Source organism: Bacillus sp. 95MFCvi2.1, assembly GCF_000374965.1.
GTDB classification, from domain to species: domain Bacteria; phylum Bacillota; class Bacilli; order Bacillales; family Bacillaceae_G; genus Bacillus_A; species Bacillus_A pseudomycoides.
The window spans coordinates 127,832-146,204 of record NZ_KB895695.1 but is presented as its reverse complement, the minus strand read 5'-3'; the positions used below and the strand labels follow the sequence as shown (position 1 = coordinate 146,204).

Sequence of the window (18,373 nt, the reverse complement as noted above, 5' to 3'; positions counted from 1 at the left end):
CGTTTACATTATATTTTCAAGGGGGTTATACAATGAGTCAACTAGCTGTAAATCTTCATGAAAAAGTAGAAAAGTTTCTTCAAGGAACAAAAAAATTATATGTGAATGGGGCGTTCGTCGAAAGCGCTTCCGGAAAGACATTTAAAACTCCTAACCCAGCAACTGGCGAAACACTTGCGATTGTTTCCGAAGCTGGTCGCGAAGATATTCATAAAGCTGTAGTAGCTGCTAGAGTTGCATTTGATGAAGGACCTTGGTCGCGTATGAGCGGCGCTGAACGCAGCCGTCTTATGTATAAACTTGCAGATTTAATGGAGGAACACAAAGAGGAACTTGCACAACTTGAAACATTGGATAATGGGAAACCAATTCGCGAAACATTAGCAGCAGACATTCCGCTTGCAATTGAACATATGCGTTATTACGCTGGCTGGGCTACAAAAATTGTCGGTCAAACAATCCCAGTCTCTGGTGAATATTTTAACTATACACGCCATGAAGCTGTTGGTGTTGTTGGGCAAATTATTCCGTGGAACTTCCCACTCCTTATGGCAATGTGGAAAATGGGGGCTGCTCTTGCAACTGGTTGTACAATCGTATTGAAGCCAGCAGAACAAACACCTCTTTCCGCTCTATACTTAGCTGAATTATTTGAAGAGGCTGGATTCCCAAAAGGCGTTGTCAACATCGTACCAGGATTTGGCGAGACAGCTGGACAAGCTCTTGTCAATCATCCTCTCGTTGATAAAATTGCATTTACGGGTTCTACTCCGGTTGGTAAACAAATTATGAGACAAGCATCTGAAACATTAAAACGAGTTACATTAGAACTTGGAGGTAAATCACCGAATATTATTTTACCAGATGCTGATTTATCTCGAGCAATCCCAGCAGCACTTTCCGGTGTTATGTTTAACCAAGGTCAAGTATGCTGTGCAGGGTCACGTTTATTTATTCCAAAGAAAATGTATGATAATGTTATGGCTGACCTTGTTCTATATTCAAAAAAATTAACACAAGGTGCAGGTCTAGATCCACAAACTACAATTGGACCTCTTGTTTCTGAAGAACAGCAAAAACGCGTTATGGGATACATTGAAAAAGGGATCGAAGAAGGCGCAGAAGTACTTGTTGGTGGAAACAAACCATACGAGCAAGGTTATTTCGTCGCTCCAACTGTATTTGCGGACGTAAATGATGAAATGACAATTGCAAAAGAAGAAATTTTTGGTCCTGTCATCTCTGCATTGCCGTTTAATGATATTGACGAAGTAATTGAACGTGCAAATAAGTCATCATTTGGCTTAGCCGCTGGTGTATGGACAGAAAATGTAAAGAATGCACATTACATTGCAAGTAAAGTTCGTGCTGGTACAGTATGGGTAAACTGTTACAACGTATTTGATGCAGCTTCTCCATTTGGTGGATTTAAGCAATCTGGCCTTGGCCGTGAAATGGGTTCTTATGCATTAAATAACTATACAGAAGTGAAGAGTGTTTGGGTGAACCTAAACTAAATGAAAGGGCCTGACCAAGGTTGGTCAGGCTCTACTTATTATGTAACAAATTTTTTAGAAAATCCAATTATTTTATTCCGTAACATATTTGAAAATATGGAACTATCTCTTACACTTGCAAGCCACCACTCACATTTAATACCTCGCCCGTAATATAAGAAGCATACTCTGAAGCGAAAAAGGCCGCTGCATTCGCGATATCTTGTGGCATTCCAATTCTTCCAACTGGGATTGCACCAACCATCTTCTCTTTCACTTTATCTGGTATTGTTTTTGTCATATCTGTATCCATAAAACCGGGACAAATGGCATTACAAGTAATACCAAATCCGCCCACTTCTTTTGCTGCCGTTTTTGTTAATCCAATGACGCCCGCTTTCGTTGCAGCATAATTTGCTTGCCCAATATTACCTTCCCTACTAATCGAAGAAATATTGATGATACGTCCAAATTGTTGCTGCCTCATGTAAAGAAGTGCCGGTTGCATACAATAAAACACACCTGTTAAATTTACTTGCATTACTTGCTCCCAAGCTGATTTCTCCATTTTATGTAACATCGCATCTCTTGTAATCCCTGCATTATTCACTAAAACATGTAATTCTCCAAATGTTTGAACTGCGTATTCGACTAACGATTTCGCTTCACTTTGATTACTCACATCACATGCGTATAAACTTACTTCATATCCTTGGTCTAAAAATTCTCTTGCTGTTTCTTTTAATTTCTTCTCATTTACATCACTGATTAACACCTTTGCACCTAACTTTGCAAAAGTACAAGCAATTTCTTTCCCAATCCCTTGCGCTGCTCCTGTTACAACAGCTGTTTTCCCATGTAAAAAATCCATCCCTATCCCCCATTTCTATTACTTATACTGTATATTTCGGCTTTATGCTTTCCAAATCCTTTTTGTATAAAAAAGTCTATTTGTGTCAAACTAAACTTGCAACATAGCATAAACACAAGGAGATTGTGTCGAATGAACAAAAAGAACCTAGGGTATAGCAAAACTTCTGATGGCATCGATGTAGAGTTCTCTCGTGAACTTGCTGATCATGATGACTTAGAAGCAAATGCACGTGCTGACGCCGCCGATGCACGTCAAAAACGCCAGTCTAAACAAAAATAAGGCGCTATCTCGCCCTTATCCTTTTGCAATTGGGACCTACTACTACCCATACAAAATGAAATAAACCGAGATCATTTCTCGGTTTATTTCATATATTTTTTGATATAATGCGCAAAAGTAAGGATTGGAAATATATGATGGTAGCTATGGTAGCGAATATAAAAACCATCTGGTAGCCCTATGCCTGTAGGATAATCCTGATTCTGATTTAGATGTGCAAGTAAATAAGAAATCCCTTTTCGAATGACAGGTGTTTCCGTATCATAAAAAGTAATAAGTGCATCGAGTGCCCATGCCGTTTGTGATGGTGTACTAAACGGTAACGAAATAAAATGCTTTTCTATGCTACTCCTGCAAGACTCTCCCCAACCTCCATCGTTATGTTGAATACGCTCTAACCATGTAGCTGCTTTTTGTAAAGCTGTATGATTAGATGGAACTCCTACAGCACGTAAACCTGTGAGGGCTGCCCAAGTACCGTATATGTAACACACTCCCCATTTTCCATACCATGATCCATTCTTCTCCTGTGCTTGCATTAACCATTTAATTGCTCGATCCTTTTGGTCATCTTTTAGCTGGTGCGGAGCATATGTTCCAAAAAACTCCAACACCCTACCTGTAATATCTGACGTAGATGGGTCCGTAGTCATGTCTCCTGCGTTATCAAGTGGTAAATGAGTCAGAAAATGACTCGTTACACCTCTTTCAAAAGCTGCCCAGCCTCCATCAATATTTTGTAACCCTTTGACCCATTCAATGCCTTTTCTCCAAGCTTCTTCTATTCTTTGATTTCCTTCTCGGCTTCGTGCTATCGCTCTTAGGGCAGCTGTTGTATCATCAATATCTGGAATTGTTGTATTCACATCAGAAAAGCCCCAACCTCCAGCGTCTAGTGATGGAGCATGCACACTCCAATCTTTTTTCTCCTTATGTTGTTTTTGCAACAAATAATCTGTCGCTTTTTGAATCATTTGGTTATCATTTGGTACACCTGCTTCTTGCAACGAATAACTTAGTAAAGCTGTATCCCACACTGTAGATGGTGAATTTTGAAGATGTGTCCCCTTGTTCATATTCCATATATAAGATTTCAATCCTAATACTGCATTGGAAATAAGCGGTGACTGAATCGAATGCCCAAGTGCAAGCAATGCATAAATCATATAAAATGTAGCACTCGCATAACTATATAGTGTTCCATTTGTTTCAATCCGCTCAATCATAAAACGCTCTGCTTCTTTATATCCCTTATGTTGTAAAGATAACGGATAAGATAAAAACTTTTTCACGTCACCAAGAAGCGTTTGAAACAATGATGAACGTTCTTCACGGAACCACTGCTTTTTACTCCCACCTGAAATATAATCTAAATTAGGAAGAATCGTTTTGGACACAGTAAATCGTTTATTCATACAAATCATCATCGGAATGAGGTGAATACGTGCGGAACTACTTAGCTCAAATATACTAAGCGGGGAATCTTCAGGTAAAAATAACATGGGTGTTGGGAAGTGAAATAAAGAAGGATATTCATATCCTCCATGAAGCGCTAATAAAAACTTCGTCATAAAGTGAGCCTTTGTAATCCCACCCTGCCTCCGAATAAACGCTTCTGCACGCTTCATATTTATATCTTCTTTCGTATACCTTCCAGAAGCAAGTAAAGCGACATATGCATTAATTGTAGTAGACAAATTGCCAACAGATTCATCTTCATATAGCTTCCAGGTTCCTTCATTTGTTTGAAGAGATGCAACTCGAGTAACAAATGGCTCCATCTCACCATTTTGTCCTAATAATCTTAGTAAAAAAATCATATGACAATCCGTTAATGGAGAACCTTCAAAACAAAAACGCCAAGCCCCATCTTGATATTGCATCGTTCGAAGTGCAGTAACTTTCCGCTCGACTTCTTGACGCACTTTTTCATATAATAACACCCTTTTCACCTACCCTTTCTAAATCCGTATACGATATGCCACTTCGCACGCAATTATGTATAAAACAATTGAACTACCCCCACCTTCACTTCGTTTGGAGGAGGGGGGCTTCTCGGTTAAAATGATAAAAGCAGAACATGTAAATACACATTCTGCTCATAAACAATATCCAATTCCAACAACAATTCCTAAAATAGCTCCGACAACCACTTGATAAGGTGTGTGTCCAACAAGCTCATTCAGCTTTTTATATTCGGTTTGTCTGCCATGAAAAAAATCATTTAAAATCTTCGCCTGTTTACTTACCGCGAGCCTTACTCCTGAAGCATCGTACATGACAATAATAGCAAAAATGACTGCTATAGCAAAAACTGCACTCGTGATTCCTTCCACCATGCCAACTCCTGTTGCTAACGCTGTAACTGTTGAAGAATGAGAGCTTGGCATTCCACCAGAAGCAAAAAACTGTGCAAAATCGAACTCTTTTGTCTTTACTAACTTAAAAATAACTTTCGTTAATTGCGCCAAAAACCAGGCAATTACAGCTGCCATAAGCGGATCATTATGTAAAATTGTTTCCATATTTCCAGCTCCCTACTTGCAGTAATGGAAATTCTATACTATAAGTATAAAGAAAAAAGCGTAGAAAATACTACGCTTTATGATACTTTTGCTGATTTATTTTTAAGAAACTTTGGTTGCTTACGAAGCAAAAACTTTGTTTTTGCCACCGAAAATATCAATAATGCAACCCAAATAAAGAAAAATGCTGTCATATGAGCCGATGTAAAATGCTCATGGAACACAAAAACCCCTAAAATAAGATTAATAGTCGGAGAAATATATTGTAAAAATCCAATCATATATAGCGGAATAAGTTGTGCTCCTTTTGCAAAATAAAAAAGTGGTAATGCAGTAACAGTCCCTGCTCCCATTAAAATTAGCGTTGAAGTAAACGAAATAGAGCCAAACGAACCAAAACCATGCTCACCAATCATAACTAAATAAATGAATGCAAGAGGCGTCACAATCATTGTTTCCATCGTAAGTCCTATCATTGCATCATAATTCAGCAATTTCTTGGTTAACCCATATAACCCAAATGTAAATGCCAGTGAAAGAGCAATCCATGGAATTGAACCGTATCGAAACGCTAAAATAATAACACCTATTCCTGCTAAACCAACTGCAACATATTGCCAAAAGTTAAGTTTTTCTTTCAAAACAACTGTACCAAGTAAAATACTTACAAGAGGATTAATATAATAACCAAGACTCGCTTCAATGATATGATTCTGATTCACAGCCCATATGTACACAAACCAATTCCCACTAATTAAAACGGAAGCGATCGTTAATGAAATTAATAATTTAGGTCGTTTAAAAAGACTCACAAGTTCACTCTGAAATTGCCCCAATCGTCTCGATACTCCCAAAATTAGTAACATAAAAACAAATGCCCAAACAATACGATGTGCTAATATCTCTTCTGCAGGAACTTCCCCCACCCATTTCCAGTAAATCGGAAGAACTCCCCACATCATATAAGCACCAGCTGCGTATAAAACCCCTTGCTTTTGCAGTGCTTTTTGACTCTCCATCTTCCCTTTTCTCCTCTTCTCTTTTTCCCTTCATTATAAGGTGTATCTTTAAACCTTTACAAATATTCTCTCCCTATCTTTTTCGACAATGAAATTCCTTTTTCAAAAAACTTACTTATTTTTAATATGACATACTTCAGAACCTAGCAGAAAACAGCTAAATTCCTTTTAGACTCCTCATAGAAACCTAATTTGTTGCACGAACTCTAACTAACCAAGTAAACCTAAATTACCCATAAAACATATGAAGTTATAGCAACAAGAAGCGGTATACCAATTTTAAATTTATTTTTATGAGTTTTATGGTGAAAAACATACATTCCAATCCACGTTCCGATTGCTCCTCCTGCTGCAGACATTAAAAACAATGTACTCTCAGGGGTACGCCATTGTTTTTTCACTGCTTTACGTTTATCAAGTCCCATCATCGAAAAAGCAACGACACTAATACACAATATATACATACATTTTACGAGCATTATTAATTCTCACATCACTTTCTTTTTTTAATTTAATTTTTTCTACAATAATGGGGTTTTTATTTATATACAAATAAAAATCGCTGTAGACAGTAAAGAATTACTTGTAAACAAGCTATCTTTTCAGCCTACAGCTGTTATTTCAATTATTTATCCGCTATTCGCAAGCAGTAAAGCTAAATTGATGAGGGCTAACACCCCACCTTAGGGGATGGTTATTACACTTTATGCGCCATTTCTTTTTCTTACATTACTATGCTTTTTAGCATACACAAAATAAACCAAAATACCTATCATAACCCAAACCATAAAACTGATTAAAGTTACTTTAGAAAGATTTAAAGCTAAATACATACAACTTATTATTGACATTATCGGTAAAAAAGGAACCAACGGTGCACGAAATGGTCTTTCAATATTTGGGTTTGTTTTACGCAGTACAATTACCGCAATACATACAAATATAAAAGCTGTTATCGTTCCCACATTCACTAAATTCGCCAATAAATTCAAATCTACAAGCCCCGCTAAAAGTGCTGCGAGCATTCCTGTAATCCACGTATTAAGGAATGGTGTTTGAAAACGTTTATGCACACTTGAAAGCTTCTTTGGAAGTAATCCATCTCGACTCATTGAGTAAGATACCCGTACAAAAGCAAACATGGCTACCAAAAGAACTGTAGTTAAACCAGCAATGGCTCCTACTGATAACAAACCTGCAATTTTATCCTCTCCTACAACACGCAATGCATATGCAACTGGATCAGCTACATTCAATTCAGTAAATGGTACCATTCCTGTTAAAATAAATGAAACACCAATATAAAGAATTGTACAAATACATAACGATACAAGAAGACCAATTGGAACATTGCGTTGTGGGCGTTTCACTTCTTCAGCTGCTGTAGCAACTGCATCAAAACCTAAAAAGGCAAAAAATACAGTAGCCGCTCCTCCAATAACACCGTGAAATCCAAACGGAAGAAATGGTTGCCAATTCTCTGGTTTCACATATTGTCCACCTACAATAATAAATCCTAAAATAACAGCAAGTTTAATAATAACCATTATATTGTTAATACGCGCACTTTCTTTCGCACCACGACTTAATAAAAATGTAACAACTAAAACAATACAAACTGCAGGTAAATCAATGATTCCACCTTTCCCCATGCCCGGTGCCGAGGCAAAAAGAGTAGGAATTTTAATATGAAATCCTAGAAGTAATGATTGAAAATAAGCGGACCACCCAGCTGCTACCGCAGAGGTCGCTAATAAATACTCTAACATGACACACCAACCAACTATAAAAGCAAAAATTTCTCCTAATGTAATATATGTATAAGAATATACACTACCGGATACTGGAACAGTAGAAGCAAATTCAGCATAACAAAATGCCACACATGCACAAACAATTGCAGCCAATACAAAAGATAGAACAATTGCCGGGCCAGCATGTTTCGCTGCCACAATACCTGTTAATACAAAAATACCAGTTCCAATAATTGCCCCGATTCCTAAAAGAGTTAAATCAAATGCTCCTAACGTTTGGTTCAATACCCTTTTCTTTTCTTCATTCATTTCCTTTTTAATTAGTAGACTCATTAATAGAAACCTCGTTTTCAATATAATCCCTTACTAAGTACAACTTCTTCTTTTCCTTTTTAAAGTTTTTATAATTATTATTTTTCAATAGCTATAATTTTTACTTATTTCTAAACTTTGCATTTCGAAAAAACAGAATTTTTCGAAATGCACATTTGAAATTATCTATACGATATTCTTTCAAATGATGCATCACTAAGAAACAGGATTGAATTTATCATATAATTAATTCAATTGTCAATAATAAGATCAATCACTCTAGAATGGATAATTATGTAATAAAGAGTGTTATTTTACAAATCCAAATTATTAAATTTCAATTATTACCAGGAATATCCCTTGATTCATTTTTCTAATATTAATGTTTTATTCATCATCCCCTACAAGACACATGTACGCTCAACTATTTCATAATTGAAATTATTTTTGTGAAATAAAAACCATAGTCACTTGATTGTATCTTAACTCTATTATTTGCATGATATAAATTTCATATCATAAATTTACTTTTTATTATTAATTCAAAAAATTTTTTTTTGGTTGCTATATAAATTTCATATGAGTATAATAAAAAACGTTGTGAATATAACAATTTTAAAATTCAGAATTTTCTATGTGGCATTATGGTATTTTAAAGAATTATTTCAATGGAGGTTTTAAGTTGGCAAATAAAGTACCCTTTTCTCGTATCCTTGTAATCGGCCTTATGTTATTTGCACTGTTTTTTGGTGCTGGAAATTTAATTTTCCCAGCTATGTTAGGACAAGCAGCTGGGCATAATGTGTGGATTGCTACTGCTGGATTTTTAATTACAGGAGTAGGTCTTCCTTTGCTAGGCGTTCTAGCATTTGGCATTTCTGATAGTGATGATTTACAAACATTAGCGAATCGTGTTCATCCTTGGTTCAGTGCTGTGTACACATTTATTCTTTATTTAGCAATTGGTCCGTTATTTGCACTCCCTAGAGCTGGAAGTGTTTCTTTTGAAATAGGTGTAAAACCATTTTTATCTGACGGAACAGAAACGGTTGCATTACTTATTTTCACAATCATTTTCTTTAGTATTACATGTTGGTTCTCATTTAATCCAACGAAAATTGTAGATGTTGTTGGGAAACTTTTAACACCTATCAAACTTACATTCATCGGGATTTTAGTAGTTGCAGCGTTTGTCCAACCAATCGGCCCTATTCAGGTACCTACAAAAGAATTCGTGAACAATTCTTTTTTTAAAGGTTTCCAAGAAGGCTACTTAACAATGGATACACTTGCATCTTTTGTATTCGGTATTATTATTATCAATGCTATAAAAGAGAAGGGTACTTATGATAAAAAAGAAATAGTGAGCGTTTGTGCAAAGGCTGCTGGTATTGCAGCAATTGTATTAACAATTGTCTATACTTCCCTTTCTTATATGGGAGCCGCTAGCGTATCTAAACTAGGGCACTTAACAAATGGAGGAGAAGTATTAGCTAAAGTAGCTAATTATTATTTTAGTTCTTTAGGAAATTTATTGTTAGGCTTAATGATTACTGTTGCATGTTTAACAACAAGCGTTGGACTTGTAACAGCATGCTCTTCATACTTCCATAAAGTATTCCCGAAAATATCTTATAAAACATTTGCTGTTATGCTTTCTATTTTTAGCGCATTGATTGCAAATCTTGGTTTGACAGAGTTAATTGCGGTTTCTGTTCCAGTACTTACAGCGATATATCCACTAGCAATTATGCTAATTGTTTTAACATTTCTACACCCTATATTTAAAGGTAGAACAGAGGTATATCAATGGAGCTTACTCCTAACTTTTGTCGTTAGTTTGTTTGATGGACTAAATGCAGCAAATATACCTATTCAAGCAATCAATGTTACTTTTTCTAAAATTCTTCCTTTATACGATGCAGGTTTAGGCTGGATCTGTCCTGCATTTATTGGAGGGTGTATTGGTTACTTTATTTTTGTATTCCGAATGAAATTCATTACTAGTACTCCGAAAACGAATCATTAAAAACCATGCAGATAAAAATCTGCATGGTTTTTTCTTAATCTTCCATTTCTATTTCATTTCTCTTTTCCACATGCTCATTACGTAATTCTTCTTCCTGCATTTCCACAGAAATCATCGCATGATAAATCTCCGGGTATAATCCAAATATTTGATACACACTTCCTAAAAATGGCACCTGGAACCCCTCTTTTCATAAATAGTATTTCCATACTTAAGGGTTCCCTATCTTTCCCCTATACATTCGTTTTTGTATCTTGTTCTTCACCTTGAACATGTAATAAGTGCTGCCATTTTTTATAAGGCGCACTATTTGGATCAACATACCCTTTCGCATACGAACGGTCCCATAGTTGTTTTACAAACATTTCTTTCTCTTTCTTTGCAACCATATCTGCACCTGTTCCATAATATTTTTGGAAATACAACTCGATTTCATCAAGAAGTAATCGCAATAATTCATCTGATGTTTCTTCTAACGTTGGATCGTATTTTGCCTCCCGGTCGTACATTAAAATAATGTCTAAAATATTATGAACGTGCTCTTTTCTAAGCCATCTTACATCTTGAGCCCCTAATACAAAGGCCTGTGTATACAAATGTCCCCCTTGAAGCATTGCTTTTTCCTGTTCTTCTTCAAAACGGGACAGAATATTTTCATAAATAAACGGATTATGAAGCAATGCCCGATGTAACTTATAACTTTCACTTGAAATATTTTTCCCCATGGACTGAATTAAAAAGCTGCGTCCTACACCGTTATATTGATAGACAAACTGACCATCGACAGCGACAAGACTAATCCACCGGTACATATATGCATAAAGAAGAGCACGATTACATTTATCATAATCTAACTTCGTCTGGGTTGCATTTAAGTCCGGCATAAAAGCTGGTAAGTGCCAATATTTATCTAAATGCGGTGTCAAATTCGATTTTTTGATATTTAATTTATTTACACGACGATAATAAGACTGAAAATAATCTCCTTTATCATTCATAAAACCATTTGCAAGATGTCCAGATGAAAGCTTAGGAAAATCTTGTAATGATAATCCATAATGAGCTCGGTAACAAATTACTTCAAATGGTGAAAATGCTTCATTCACTGTATCTTTTTCTTGAAACATTTCTTGCAATAGTTCTTCCTGTAGTTCCTGTTTTAGTGATGGATGTATACCCCAATATTGTAACTCTCGATGATGGGCTACCTTCGGGATAAATGGGCTTGCTAGATGGAAGAGATCTTCAATTTTTTCTCTCACATATTCATTACGATCACGCTTTTTAAAATCAGCTTCTTTTCGCAATGCTTCAATAATATTGAGTTCTAATTTGTCACGATATCGGACTTGGAGCTCGTTATAACAATACGTTAAAATATGCTCTCGATAAAAATCCTCTACTTTCTTCGATTGACTTTCCTCTGCTTGTGCATCGCGGCAATATTCCGCATACAAGCTCATATACATCTCTGCTGATATATCCTTTGGAAGCACACCTAAGTTTAAATGTTGCTGCATATCTTTCCATATTTTTTCTTGTAGTTTTTCATCTGCTAACACATATACATTCGTCGGATTTGTTTTCCCTTCAAATTCTTTGCTGCGTTTTTGAATTTCAAACAGCAAATTTTCACGTGTTTCTTGTAAATTATCAAAGAATCTTTCCCAATGTTGGATCATTTTATTTACTGCCTGATATAGCGATTGATAAACGAGTTCCAGTAACATTTCTTTACGATATTCATTCAACTTATGCACATATTGCGTGACTATATCTTCAAATTCTTTTCGGAACGTACGCTGCTGATTATAGAACATTTTTCCAAACCAGCCTTGTTGTTGCGCCAGCTCAACACGTCGCACTGCTGTAACTGTACCATCAATATTACTTACATTAAATTTCTTATCATAGTTTTGAATTAAATTACGCTTCTGTTCATTATTCTCATGTAAACGATTCATTTTCTCTACTAATTGTTTCCGAATTTCATATAGCATAAAACGAGCAGCCACTGGATGAACAGCTTCTGTTTTCTTTAAAAACCATGTATTTAGTTGGTATGACTGTCCCTCTGATCCACTCGGTGTATATCGATCTGATTCTATCATGTCATATAAAAGTGTCGTCACATGCTCATGCACACGGCTTGGTATCGCATAGGCATACAACCTAACAGCATGATCAACTCTCGCCACTTCACCCTTCATTTGCTCCATCATTTTAAGCTTTGCGGCAGATATTTTACACTCATGCTGCAACCTATTTAATTCTTCATCTTTTTGTACAGTACGCTGTACATAACTTTCAACCGCTTCTAAAAATAACTTGGATTTCGCAACGCCTACCTTACCACCTTCTGCACCTTCGCGTGTTTCATTGTACATTTGTCTATAGAAAATATGTGCTTGCTCTGGGCGAGTGGCAAGATGCTCTAAATCTTCTAAATAACTCTTTCCCCGCTCTGGCTTCTCACGCTGCATACCACGACGAACATCTTGTTCATACCTCTGTTTTTTCTCTTGAAACAATTGATCTAAATGTAGCCAGGATTCATCTAATCCTTGCACAGCCCATTTCAAGGCACAGTATTTTAGCACATGCTCATATGGATAAATAAGCTTTGCAGTTCCAGCACCACAATAACGTGCTTTTCCATTCGATTCTGCCAATTGCTGAATCTGATTATCTTCTTGTGCAAAATGACTTGTGGACATCGGACTAAATAGCTGTAAATAAATCGTGTTTGTCATTTGTTCCATATAATCTGACAGATTGTGTAAATGATGACCGTGTAAATTTTCATAATCATATAAGAAACAATAATTATATGGTAAATGATGCTCTTTAATTGTATGATTCGTTCTTCCGTCTTCATCCACTTGATCTGGACGATACTCTAGTTCAATTGTTACACCGCCCCGCTTTGATAATTCACCCGTTGAGCCAAGTGTAATCGCATGAAGTTCTTTTAATGACGCATAACCATTTGCCTGAACAGTTTCAAATTCTTTCGCACTAATGGTACGTGTCTTAACAAGTGCATCCGGCATTAAAAACGCACCGCGTATTAAAATGTTATGATGCTGCAGTTTTTTCCGAAGCATTTCACGTAGGTACAACGCAATTTGTAAGAACATACCCGAACCGGTACCACCAGCTAACGATGTAACGATAATAACTCGAACACCATACTCTGTTTGATCACTTGTGACAGGAAAAATCTTTTCGATTTCTTGCCAAAAAGCAGTCAATTTATCTTCTTTCATCGCTGCCCGAAGAGCTAAGCGTGAAATCACACGCAGTTGACCAGCTCCTTCAGTTAACGGCTTATCTAGAATAGTGGGGTCCATTGGAAACCATTCCGGAATCGTTGGATCCCCTGCAATATATTCTCGCGGCGTTTTACTAGAGCTCGTTTGTGTCTTGAACTTACGAATATGCTCAAATTTACTTAATGTATTCACATCTGTATCAAAGACATGCATCGCTACCTTTTTACGTCGTTCCTCTGGCAATTTCTCATATATTTGGTGTGTAACGGTACTCCCGATTCCACCTAAGCCAATTAAAATTGTTGGAACTTGTAATGTCATGTGAACCACCTTCCTATTTGAATTTCCTATTATTCACATTCATATCGATAAATTTCTTTTCCATACCCACGATCAATTAGTAAAATCTCGTTCGGATATAATGTCTTATGCTCATTTCCGATCTCTTCCTCTGTTATAAACATACCGTCAATAATCATACCAATCACTTGTGATTCCTTTGCTACAAATATAGACTTCGAACCTTTTTTTGCTATAAAAGTTACTGATTGTACCGTCTTTCGTTCTGCTCGAAATGGAATACCAAAATAATGTTTCCACCACTTGTTTCTTAATAATTCTGGTTCAGATTGATAGAGCCAATCTTTTGCTACTTCTTGATCCCATTCGTAATATAACATTGCTTTACGATGAAACCTTGGCCGGACAATCCACCCTAAAATAAGAATCGCAACAAGCAAAAGCAGTAACGCAACCGGGATTACAAATTGAAAAATTAGCGCATACCGTTCCCAAAATGGTGCATTTTGAATATGAAACGAAATCGTTTTCTTCACTTCTTGTAACTTTGAATCGTTTATAGTGATGGTAGCTTCTATGGTGCCGGTATCTGTAAAATTGAATGTATCGGAGTAGTAAGGACGAGGATACACATAAATTTGATTGTCATGTTGCCGCAATTCGTAGTTAATCGATTGATGCGATGTGACATCAGTAGATTGCAGTAGCTTTTTTACCTCCACTTCTGTCATTGGTTCACCATTCAGTAATGGCTGCAGGACAAATGGTTTACTCTTGTCTAAATTCGTCACCTTTTCTTCATAATCTTTCGTAATGACTTGCAAAGATAATTTTGCCTTTGGTATCGGATCAATTCGAAATTCTCTCGTTTGCCTGTAAAACCCTTTTATATTCATATGAACTTTCCCACGTACAAATTGGTTTTTAATTTGTAATTCATAGTAAAACACATGTGCTTTATCATCCCATTTCATCGGATACAGCTTTCCATCTAGTTCTACTTCTGCTTGGAAATAAGAAGATTGTATTGGTAAATCCGTCGGTTTCGCTTCAATCACTGCTTTCGTTCCCTCATACATTTTCTCAACGTTTTTTTTCGCTTTATCCTCTTTATCATAAGTAGAAACGGTATAGTCAAGCGCTGGTTCAACAAGTACTTTCAATCCTTCTTTCACAATACCACTATCAATTTCTAACGTGTATGTCCCTGATTTAATTATTTCATGATTCGTAGCACCGATATGGGTAATACCACCATATAATTTTGATTCTCCTGGTGCGTGAATTGAAAAGGAAGATTGTACTGCTAACGGTTTAGAAAGTCGTTCTATCCGATATTGCGATGCAGTAGAAGATTGTTGTACCAGTGTCATTCGTTTTAATGGGAACGGTGTAGTAATCTCTAATTTGTTACCCGATATAGTCGTTTTCACGACAGATTCAACAGAAGAAAATGGATCTCGATTCGCAACCAAGGCTGCAGCTTGATTTACACTTTGAATAACTCCATCTTCTCCACTCGTTGGCATGACGATACCATTTATCTCTTGCTTCCAAATTTCTTTAAACGTATTCATCTGTTGTTGCTCTTGCTGTCCTAAGTTTTCTTCCATTGTTATTAAAACCGGATGCAATGATATTTTTTTCGCTTCCATTTCTTTTTTAAACTGTTCCAGTTTCTGCGTGATTTGTTCTTTACCGCCATTCTTTTCTTTTTCTAATTCGTTAAATGCCCCGTCAGTTAATACAATAAGCCAAAATTCACGTTTTCCATTTATGTCTGCTTCCTTTTTAATAGATTGCATCGCGGTCTCTACTGCGTTAAACGGCGTATTTAAATAATTCTTCCACGCTCCAATTTGATCAATTTCTATTTGTCTTTTCTCATTTGTTAGCGTGACATTTAACGCTTCAGTAGGATGGCTCATTGGAACATATGAAAATCTATCTCTTTCATCTAATAATGCAACTAAACTTTGCAAAGCATAGTTGGCATATTTCCAGCGATCGTTATTTCTCATGCTGCCAGAATCATCATATACAAGTGAAACGACCCTTTCTTTTGCCTCCTCTCCTTTTGCAAAAGTTGAAAAAGGATTCAAACACAATAATAGAAAAAAGATGAATGTGGCACAAATTCGAATCTTCATGATGAGGCTTCGCCACCTTTGTAGACAAATTCCTATGTTTAAATTTATGAAAAGAAACAAGATATATGACTTGTATTTTGGGATATGTAGATTATTACAATGTCATTATGTAAACTAAATTACTGGAATGATAACCTTCTTTTCAGTAACGATCTTGTTTTGAAAGAGAATTGATCAAAACAGACTCTTCATACAAAAAATCCCTATAAAAAAGTTTGATTTTCTCTTCTATTAAAAATAACTTTCCACCTTTAAATACGGTGTTTTTTTAAATATTCCCTACTTCCACTTGTCATTTTTGCTATGCATAAAGCTTTCTAAATAGCCTCTTCTATCACTTCTACAGTCATCGTAAACAGATATGAAACTTCCTTACCATCTTCACGTAAAAAAGAATATTGTAAAGTTTCTGTAGCAATGGTATGAGGAATACGATGCGCTGTTGAAAAAGCAACCACAATATCCCCTCTCCTTAAAGTGTGAATTTCCTTACATTTTTCCATACAAATAAAAACACGCCTATAACAGCGTGTTTTATTGTTTCACATATACTTCAACAATAGGATTGTCTTTACGATCCGCATGCAGACGAATATTCTCTTCGCTTGTATGATAAATACTCGCTAATAACATAACAGTTAATAAATTAGGAATTTTTCCATCACTCCCAAATTTTCGTTCAAGTTCTTCTTTATATTCAAAATCCAAATCTCCTTGTATATATGTATACACTTCAAACCCATCCTTTAAATCACAAACAACCTGGTCAATGATATCTGCTCCTACTTGTTTTTCCATTTCACTACGAAGGGCATTCGTAAATTCATTCCAAGGAACTTCATATGTTTGGAATTGATCTTTAGATTCCATATTTCCCACTCCTTTTTCATACACTTTCACCATATATTCCCCCTTTCTCGTAACAATTATGAAACTTAGGTCAATCGTACAAGCCGCACTTGTCCCGATAACATATCGTATTACTGTATATGGAAGGAGGCAAGAACATGCATTGTCAAAAATGTTACAATACTTGTCATCGTTATTTTGGTAAAGTTGTACGTATTGAAGATGTAGATGGTTATGTTCATATCGGTAAGATTGTGGATGTGACAAATGATTCTGTTTGGATTGAACCCTATAGATCCTCTTTTGATACAGGATTTGGTTACAATGATGCATATGCAGGTGGTGGCTGTGATTTTTGTGGTGGTTTAGGTCAATGTAACCATTGCGGCTTTGGTTTTGATGGAGGCTTTGGTTTTGATGGAGGCTGTGGAGGAGGATTTTGCGGTGGTGCCGTTGAATTAGCTTTCGGATTTATTTTTGGTATTGCTTTAGCTGCATTATTTTTCATCTAATATACAAAGAAGCCGACTATATTTTTTAGTCAACTCCTTTTCAAAAATAATGAAATACAGTTATCATATCATACGCGAATAAAGTGAAACTTTAATCACCCATCCTCAATCGGGCCTTTACGGGTAGGTTATCTCTCACCTAACTTCTATGCTTTTGCTAAATTTTGAGGTGAGAATATTACTGCCCACAAATAGTGGGATAAATGAAGCAGATTTTTTAATCTGCTTTTTATTTTTCACAAATAAATACACGGTGCCCTAAAATATGTTGATACATTTGCAATACTTGCTCGTGCTGCACCCATGCATCGTACAATTCAGTCGGAATAAAATGTGACAGGTTCCATTCTGGCTGTTCCATTTGTCCTGCAATCGTTTCGGCAATCGTTCCTCCACCTACAATCGTTATCCTTTTGAAGTTTGTCGTTTGAAATAAATCAATCCATTCCTTTTCTGTGTGTAACTCCTTTATTCCGTAAAATTGCAGTATTTTCTCCTCTTCTTCTTTTGTTAAGTGCTTCTCAATTATCATTTCAATGACAACAAGTTTCCCGTTCTTTTGCAAGACACGATAACATTCAGGAATCACCTGTTCTTTGTTTGTAAAAGCAAGTACAGATTCACCTAATACAAGATCAAACTTCTCATTTAAAAACGGCAACTGTTCAGCAGTTCCTTTAATCAGTTCAATCGATAATTGTTCTTGTGTCCATCTATTTTTTGCTTTTCGAATCATAATTTCATTATTTTCAACTGCTGTGACGTTATAACCATATTGTTTTTTCATATAAGCTGCTGTACGCCCTGTTCCGCATCCTATTTCAAGCACATTTGCTTCACGGTATAATGGCAACTGTGCCAATAACTGTTTCGTTAATGTAAAACCACCAGGATGTGCGCTTCCAATTCCGTAATAAGCTAAAAAGTCAATGTATACATTCCGTTTCATAAGATTCTCCTTCTTTTTTCTAGAATACCTATATGCATAAACGTAATGTA

General features: G+C 36.1%; 16 protein-coding genes. 4 read left to right on the top strand and 12 right to left on the bottom strand.

Annotated elements, in window-relative coordinates; genetic code table 11:
• Nucleotides 1-32: 32 nt before the first annotated feature.
• On the top strand, nt 33-1,517 hold the full coding sequence (locus C568_RS0110930) for an aldehyde dehydrogenase family protein (RefSeq protein WP_003198988.1): 1,485 nt from the start codon (nt 33-35) through the stop codon (nt 1,515-1,517).
• A 109-nt stretch (nt 1,518-1,626) separates the two neighbouring features.
• Here C568_RS0110930 and fabG read toward each other — a convergent pair whose 3' ends face one another.
• A complete protein-coding gene (gene fabG / locus C568_RS0110925) occupies nt 1,627-2,367 on the bottom strand; it encodes a 3-oxoacyl-ACP reductase FabG (RefSeq protein WP_003198990.1) in 741 nt (246 codons plus the stop codon).
• 132 nt (nt 2,368-2,499) lie between these two features.
• Between fabG and C568_RS0110920 the strand changes: the two genes are divergently transcribed.
• Nucleotides 2,500-2,649: a YfhD family protein gene (locus tag C568_RS0110920; protein WP_003198992.1), complete on the top strand. Its 150-nt coding sequence runs from the start codon at nt 2,500-2,502 to the stop codon at nt 2,647-2,649.
• Between the two features lie 83 nt (nt 2,650-2,732).
• Here C568_RS0110920 and C568_RS0110915 read toward each other — a convergent pair whose 3' ends face one another.
• The 5 genes from C568_RS0110915 to C568_RS0110895 all read right to left on the bottom strand — a co-directional run bounded on the left by C568_RS0110915 (nt 2,733) and on the right by C568_RS0110895 (nt 8,280).
• Entirely contained in the window at nt 2,733-4,592 is a 1,860-nt protein-coding gene (locus tag C568_RS0110915) for a terpene cyclase/mutase family protein (RefSeq protein WP_018781506.1), read from the bottom strand.
• Between the two features lie 156 nt (nt 4,593-4,748).
• A complete protein-coding gene (locus tag C568_RS0110910) occupies nt 4,749-5,174 on the bottom strand; it encodes a divergent PAP2 family protein (RefSeq protein ID WP_018765361.1) in 426 nt (141 codons plus the stop codon).
• Nucleotides 5,175-5,251: 77 nt separating this feature from the next.
• Nucleotides 5,252-6,193 carry an EamA family transporter RarD gene (gene rarD / locus C568_RS0110905; RefSeq protein WP_006095526.1) on the bottom strand — a complete coding sequence of 314 codons (942 nt, stop codon included), beginning with the start codon at nt 6,191-6,193 and terminating at the stop codon, nt 5,252-5,254.
• Nucleotides 6,194-6,417: 224 nt separating this feature from the next.
• Nucleotides 6,418-6,657 carry a DUF1294 domain-containing protein gene (locus C568_RS0110900; RefSeq protein WP_078211704.1) on the bottom strand — a complete coding sequence of 80 codons (240 nt, stop codon included), beginning with the start codon at nt 6,655-6,657 and terminating at the stop codon, nt 6,418-6,420.
• A gap of 240 nt (nt 6,658-6,897) precedes the next feature.
• Entirely contained in the window at nt 6,898-8,280 is a 1,383-nt protein-coding gene (locus C568_RS0110895; protein WP_018781504.1) for an APC family permease, read from the bottom strand.
• 661 nt (nt 8,281-8,941) lie between these two features.
• Between C568_RS0110895 and brnQ the strand changes: the two genes are divergently transcribed.
• Nucleotides 8,942-10,288, top strand: a complete 1,347-nt coding sequence (gene brnQ, locus C568_RS0110890; RefSeq protein ID WP_018781503.1) for a branched-chain amino acid transport system II carrier protein — start codon at nt 8,942-8,944, stop codon at nt 10,286-10,288.
• Between the two features lie 34 nt (nt 10,289-10,322).
• Here brnQ and C568_RS0110885 read toward each other — a convergent pair whose 3' ends face one another.
• The 5 genes from C568_RS0110885 to C568_RS0110865 all read right to left on the bottom strand — a co-directional run bounded on the left by C568_RS0110885 (nt 10,323) and on the right by C568_RS0110865 (nt 16,883).
• Nucleotides 10,323-10,463: a hypothetical protein gene (locus C568_RS0110885; RefSeq protein WP_003199007.1), complete on the bottom strand. Its 141-nt coding sequence runs from the start codon at nt 10,461-10,463 to the stop codon at nt 10,323-10,325.
• 58 nt (nt 10,464-10,521) lie between these two features.
• Nucleotides 10,522-13,884, bottom strand: coding sequence for a tubulin-like doman-containing protein (locus tag C568_RS0110880; RefSeq protein WP_018781502.1), 3,363 nt, complete (start codon nt 13,882-13,884; stop codon nt 10,522-10,524).
• A 29-nt stretch (nt 13,885-13,913) separates the two neighbouring features.
• Complete coding sequence (locus C568_RS0110875; RefSeq protein ID WP_018781501.1) at nt 13,914-16,013, bottom strand: vWA domain-containing protein; 2,100 nt, start codon at nt 16,011-16,013, stop codon at nt 13,914-13,916.
• A 317-nt stretch (nt 16,014-16,330) separates the two neighbouring features.
• Entirely contained in the window at nt 16,331-16,516 is a 186-nt protein-coding gene (locus C568_RS34190; protein WP_123767148.1) for a P1 family peptidase, read from the bottom strand.
• A 31-nt stretch (nt 16,517-16,547) separates the two neighbouring features.
• Entirely contained in the window at nt 16,548-16,883 is a 336-nt protein-coding gene (locus tag C568_RS0110865) for a hypothetical protein (protein WP_029427152.1), read from the bottom strand.
• Between the two features lie 137 nt (nt 16,884-17,020).
• Between C568_RS0110865 and C568_RS0110860 the strand changes: the two genes are divergently transcribed.
• The gene (locus C568_RS0110860) at nt 17,021-17,374 is read left to right on the top strand and encodes a hypothetical protein (RefSeq protein WP_018781500.1); all 354 of its coding nucleotides are present in this window, start codon (nt 17,021-17,023) and stop codon (nt 17,372-17,374) included.
• Nucleotides 17,375-17,603: 229 nt separating this feature from the next.
• Here the strand turns inward: C568_RS0110860 and C568_RS0110855 are convergent, their stop codons facing one another.
• Complete coding sequence (locus C568_RS0110855; RefSeq protein ID WP_018781499.1) at nt 17,604-18,323, bottom strand: class I SAM-dependent methyltransferase; 720 nt, start codon at nt 18,321-18,323, stop codon at nt 17,604-17,606.
• Between the last annotated feature and the right edge of the window lie 50 nt (nt 18,324-18,373).